Below are 5,565 nucleotides of genomic sequence, written 5' to 3' on the forward strand. Positions count from 1 at the left end.
TTTAGCTCTTTCTCTAAGTTCAGGGTAACCTACCCTTCCTCGCCACATAGATAATAGCATTATGTTTTGTATTTCGTAATCGTCGCTACTCCTCCAGACTCCCCAAGTGGTACAGGCAGAATAAGAGCTATCCGGTTTATCTGAAAAAGCCGTATCCCAGCTTTGTAGTATAATTTCATATTTAGGTGGGTTGGGCATAGTCCATTTTTTAAACCATGCTTTTTTAATGTGACCGCCACCTTCAGGACTTGGTCTTTGTTGATATTGACCTGCGTAACCGTAAGAGCCTAATTCTCGTTGTAATCGATTTATTATCTTGAGTGGAAACCTTTCAGGCCATAACAGCTCCCCTTCCTTTTTCCTAGGATCTTCCCATATTTGACCGTTCGTAGAAGATAATATAACAGTTTTAGCTTTTCGTTTTTCTTCAAACTCCATAGGGATTATGAGCTTAACCCACTCGGACTCAGTATCATTTGCTAGAATATGCCCCGTAATATCTTTTTCATGAATCCTCTGCTGCACTACAATACGAACATCATGCAAAGGATTATTTAAACGAGTAGACCATACTTGATCCCACCAACTGTTAGTACTTTCTCTTTTTGCCCCAGACTCGCCGTCTCGAGCATTATTCCCGTCATCAACTATAATTATACTGCCGCCTTTACCCGTAGCAACAGATCCAACGCTTGTTGCAATACGACATCCGCCTTTATTGTTTTCAAAAAGCATTTTTGCCTTTTGATCCCTAGCTAACTGATATTTATCCGCCCATCTTTCCTGATACCAATCAGATTCTATTAATCTCCTGCATTTTAAAGAATGTTCTGTAGACAGAGAATGAGCATATGAAGCATACATAAACCTCTCTTCAGGATTTTGTAACCAAACCCAAGCGGGAAATGCTATTGAAATTAAACTGGTCTTACTGGTTCTAGGTGGGACATTAATTAAAAGGTTTTTTATCTCTCTCCTATAACAAGCTTCTAAATGTTCGGCTATAACTTTTAAATGCCAATTATCGATAAAAGGCGTTTTACCTTCGATAATAGGCCATGCTTGCTTTAGAAATTCGTAAAGGGAAAGCTCGGCGTTTAGCTTATCTAGCGAAAGGTTTAAATTATGGAGAGAAACGTGAGCTGTTATTTGTGATTTCATAGAGATAATAAAATTCTATACTTCTAGAAGAGTATAGCCTCGATACTTTCTTTTTTGCTTTATATTATTTACACTAAGCTCTACATCTTTTTCGGTATCACAGGAGATAACTTTATATCCGCCTAAATTACCGCCTACTCGTCCCCAGACACATATTACGTCCATAGTGCCAAATAAAGTAGGTTGAAATAGGAGTTTGTAATATCTATTGTCTTTCCCCCAAGATAAGGCCATAGAAACCTCTTTTATTTATTCTGTAGCTCGTAAGACAAATCTACTAAATATTCCGTTAGTGACTGTATTACACTTTGAGCTTCCGTAATTTTACCTGAGCTATTTAATGATTTATCTAGCATAATATCATTAATAAGCCTCGCCAGTTCGTCGCTTAACTCTTTTATTTCTTCTATAATCTCCATACTCTTATACTCTTTTCTTTATATACTTATTTCTTCATATAATCTTGTAAAGATTTATGTATTAATTCTGTAATCGTGATATCATTTTCTAATGCGTAGCGCTTGATCTCTTTATGAAAGCTTTTGGCAACATTAATATTCATCTTCATAATATCTTGTTTATCTTTTAGCTGCTGGAAAGCTTTTACCTTATTAATTGAAGGACGCCCTGTTTTTAGTAAGCTCATATTATTTCTTTTATTTCATTTACTACATTAGTGATTTCTTGTATTTCTTCATTATTATTAGTATCAAAAACTGTCTGACCCTCCGCTGCCGATTTAGCATATATAATTCTTTGAGACGTATAACTTTTCATTACCGGCAAAGAATAACCTTGTAAAGCTTCCACTATTTCTTTGCTTAAAGAAGTGTTAGTTATTTTTCTACTAATACAAAAGTATGATTTTGGATTTCCGTCAGTAAGTTGTTGTCTATGTTTTATTATATCTACAAGGTCTTCAGAAGCCCATATATCATAAGGAGAAGGTTGTACCGGTATAATTATAAGATCTGCACACTTAACAGCTGAAATTGCCATGTCGGTTAATTGAGGTGCTCCGTCGACAATAACCCAGTCAAATTTATCTGCAATTTTTGAGATATCTTTCTCTAAAGTAGGTCTATCCATACCTACAACTGCTATGTCGCTACTACCGGCTGCATGCCAATCACGAGCCGACCCCTGAGGATCTGAATCTATAAGCAGCACTCTAGATTTATTCAAGTGTAATTTAGTGGCGATATTAGTTGCTAAGGTAGTTTTACCTACACCGCCTTTTTGGTTTAATATTGCTATTATCTTCATATATGTTTTTCTTTAAATAAAGATAAGTATATATCTTCGTTTAAAGAAGTAAAGATATAATTAAAACCTTTTAAAATTAAAGCACAACATAACTTGTCAATCAGTGTAACTATATGCAGAATAATTGGCTTAACAAATGTGATTTTACCATTTGATAGTTAGTAGTCTTGTTTTTCTTTATGTTATTTTCTTTGGTGATTTTAAATAATTTTCGTTTGAAATTACCTTTTGTCCTGTTTTATTCTCAAGCTCTATTCTGGCAGCTTTGGCAATCTTCCCGCCCGCTTTACTTGCCGTCTTGTTTTCCGGCATTCCTTTCGCATTTATACTTTCTGCAATTTGCCTCGTTGATAATTCAGCAAGTGCAGTAAAAATTAACTCTGCCTCTGTCATATGATCACGTAAATTATGGCTTTTTAAACCCTTTAGATCTTTGTGCTTTTTTACGCTTACTCCAGACCATTCTTGATGAATAATACTTGTTAGAGTAGCATACTCATCACCTTCGTTAATGTCATGGTCTTTCCAGTAATCGGTTAACTTGTTCCTGGTTTCTTGACCGAGCATACGTTGCTGTATCCATTGTTTGCTGCGCCCATGCTTTTTCCAGTTCTCTCTAGCTCTATTAAGAGATTTTTCCGGGTCGGCAATTTCTTGTACACGTTCATAGCCTACTTTAGCAAGCCAACGTTTAAACGGTTCTGCTTTAGGCGATGGGATAGATTGAATAATACGAAATAGGGATTCGGTATTAGCGCAGTCTGTTTCACGCATCTTTCCATCAGGGGCTTTTAGTTTCAACTGTACGATTTTTTCGTACACTTCAGAAAAACCCTCTTGCTCAGTGAGTTGTTTTTTTAAGTCAGACCAATAACGTCGAGAGTTAGTACTATCAGTTAATGCACTGACTATATCAACAACCGAGAAAAACCAGGTTTCAGTTTTTTTATCATAGGTTCTACGGATTTTGTGATCTTCAAAAATAGTTAAGTTGTTTTCTGTCATAAGATTTATGCTACCTTTCATTGTGTCTTTGTGTTATGTACACTATATTTTCTAGAACTTGGAAGCATAAAACAATTTTTACTTATTCCGTTTCTCCGTACTCTTTCTTTAAATAAATCAATTCTTTCGTTAAGTTAATTCTCTCTATTAATTCTTCTCTGCTTAATGTTTTAACTACGTTAGCCTCTCCCTGTGTAAGCGGCAATAGTGCTTCATGTTGCTTTTCCGACCAACCCCCTTGTGTTTTAAGATAGAATATAATTGCCTTTAGACTCATTTCCGATTTTGTATCGCTCTTAATATACCCCATAAGCCTTGAACTCACAAAGTTTTTAGCCTTCATTCTCCCCCTCGTATAGGCGGAAAAGATATCCTCATCTCTTTTTTGTATATTTCGGAACGTTCTATCGCTAAAACCTAGATAATTGGAAATCTCTTGCTGAGTATGACCGTGAACGGCTAATGCTTCAATTTGAGAAATTTCTGCCGCGTTAAGCTCTAGAATCTCGCCCTTTTTTGCTCTTTTATTGTTTAAAGATTTACTCATGCAAAACCGCTTTTTCTCCTGTGATTTTCTCCCACCTTTGTACTATGATATCTACGTATGCAGGTGATAGTTCCATCATATAGCAATTACGGTCTGATTTCTCACAAGCTATCAAAGTTGTACCACTTCCGCCAAATGGGTCATATACTCCTTCACCGACTTTTGAATTATTTATAATAGGACGTAACATACATTCAATAGGTTTTTGAGTACCGTGTCCTGTTTGTTCTTCACCACCGCCACCAAATACATTATTATTATTTATCTCCCATATCGTACTCTGATCACGTTTACCTTGCCAGTTATGCTGCTTGCCTCTTTTTACAGCGTACCATAAAGGTTCGTGTTGGCCATGATAATCTCCTCGACTTAAGGCAAAGTGCTGCTTACTCCAAATAATCAAACTTATTAATTTAAAATCACAATTTTCAATATGCTCTGCAAATTTATGTGTGTAGCTTGAGGAATGCCAAATATATGCAACATCTCCTGTAAATAATGAATAAGCATCAGACCAATCATACCTATCGTCATTTAAAACTGTTCCTTTAGCTCTTGCTCCTTTACCGGCAACTTCCCTCCATTCAGGTTTATAGCTTACTCCATATGGAGGATCAGTTACCATTAATATAGGATTTGTTCCGTCTAACAATCTGCTTACATGCTCAGCATTAGTACTATCTCCACAAAGAAGGCGGTGATTACCTAATATGTATAAATCTCCTAGTTTAGCCCTAGGTTCAATTAGCTCACTATCAAACATAGCCTCATCTTCCGCAAACAAGTTATCTTCGCCGAAGCCGACTAACAAATTATCGGACATACCAAAGTCAAGCAAGGTATCTTTGTCAAATCTGTCGCTGAGTATGTCGAAATCGTACTCACCGAACGGTAAGTTATCCCTGATATTAATGCGGTCTAATTCTTCTGCACTTAACAGCCTATCGGAAATTAATACGTCAATTACGTCATTTTTTTTGTATCCGGCCGCAATTAGCGCTTTCTTGCGTTGATGCCCACCTATTATCGTATAATCGCTATTCACAATTATTCGCTGATGGTAACCGTCTTCTTTTATATGAGACGTTAGCTTTTCAATTTCTTTGTCATCAATCTTTCTAGGGTTGAATTCATAGTCTTTAAGCTCAGCAATGTTAACGCTAGCGTTTTTCCAGTTTATCATTTTTTTGTTACCTATTTAGTATCTTTCGTTATTTTTAACGGTGTAGATCTGGCTCTTCTTTATCTGAGTAACAATTATCCAAAGATTGTAATTATCACCATAACAAATCTATATTTTTCAACTCTTCCAATAATCTTTGTTTTTTCTCTTCTGCTTTTAGTTTGTGAAACCTTTCAAGAGCTTGACTGGGAGATAACTCCCCTTTATAAGATTTCATCCAGTCATTATCCTTTATTGTTGTAAGCTTAGGTTTTTTAGTATCACTTTTTTTAACAGATAAAGGATCTCTCCCTTTCTCCCACTGTTCCACGGCATCTAATCGTTTGTAGTAATTCTTAAACTTAAAACCATATTTATTCTCCATTCTGGTTTTTATATACGCAAACTCAGCAGAGTTATAATC

Annotated in this window: 6 protein-coding genes; all 6 read right to left on the minus strand. The window is 35.9% G+C overall.

The genetic code is table 11. The features are described from left to right. On the minus strand, window positions 1–1,161 hold a 1,161-nt coding region (locus tag Megvenef_RS07155), incomplete at its 3' end, for a hypothetical protein (protein ID WP_322777280.1). A 15-nt stretch (window positions 1,162–1,176) separates the two neighbouring features. Beyond that, window positions 1,177–1,395 carry a WGR domain-containing protein gene (locus Megvenef_RS07160; RefSeq protein ID WP_322777281.1) on the minus strand — a complete coding sequence of 73 codons (219 nt, stop codon included), beginning with the start codon at window positions 1,393–1,395 and terminating at the stop codon, window positions 1,177–1,179. A gap of 11 nt (window positions 1,396–1,406) precedes the next feature. Next, entirely contained in the window at window positions 1,407–1,580 is a 174-nt protein-coding gene (locus Megvenef_RS07165) for a hypothetical protein (protein WP_322777282.1), read from the minus strand. 26 nt (window positions 1,581–1,606) lie between these two features. Further along, window positions 1,607–1,807 (minus strand): hypothetical protein, encoded by a 201-nt coding sequence (locus Megvenef_RS07170; RefSeq protein WP_236869664.1) that lies wholly within the window; start codon window positions 1,805–1,807, stop codon window positions 1,607–1,609. Then, window positions 1,804–2,427 carry a ParA family partition ATPase gene (parA, locus tag Megvenef_RS07175; RefSeq protein ID WP_322777283.1) on the minus strand — a complete coding sequence of 208 codons (624 nt, stop codon included), beginning with the start codon at window positions 2,425–2,427 and terminating at the stop codon, window positions 1,804–1,806. Before parA ends, Megvenef_RS07170 begins: the two co-directional genes overlap by 4 nt. A 177-nt stretch (window positions 2,428–2,604) precedes the next feature. Next, window positions 2,605–3,432 carry a BRO-N domain-containing protein gene (locus Megvenef_RS07180; protein WP_322777284.1) on the minus strand — a complete coding sequence of 276 codons (828 nt, stop codon included), beginning with the start codon at window positions 3,430–3,432 and terminating at the stop codon, window positions 2,605–2,607. Between the last annotated feature and the right edge of the window lie 2,133 nt (window positions 3,433–5,565).

The sequence above is a fragment of the Candidatus Megaera venefica genome (assembly GCF_034554655.1).
GTDB classification, from domain to species: domain Bacteria; phylum Pseudomonadota; class Alphaproteobacteria; order Rickettsiales; family Rickettsiaceae; genus Megaera_A; species Megaera_A venefica.

What these genes read in the sequence shown, in the direction of transcription:
- Megvenef_RS07160 (WP_322777281.1), bottom strand. Translation starts at nt 1,395, where the DNA reads ATGGCCTTATCTTGGGGGAAAGACAATAGATATTACAAACTCCTATTT.
- Megvenef_RS07165 (WP_322777282.1), bottom strand. Translation starts at nt 1,580, where the DNA reads ATGGAGATTATAGAAGAAATAAAAGAGTTAAGCGACGAACTGGCGAGG.
- Megvenef_RS07170 (WP_236869664.1), bottom strand. Translation starts at nt 1,807, where the DNA reads ATGAGCTTACTAAAAACAGGGCGTCCTTCAATTAATAAGGTAAAAGCT.
- parA (WP_322777283.1), bottom strand. Translation starts at nt 2,427, where the DNA reads ATGAAGATAATAGCAATATTAAACCAAAAAGGCGGTGTAGGTAAAACT.
- Megvenef_RS07180 (WP_322777284.1), bottom strand. Translation starts at nt 3,432, where the DNA reads ATGACAGAAAACAACTTAACTATTTTTGAAGATCACAAAATCCGTAGA.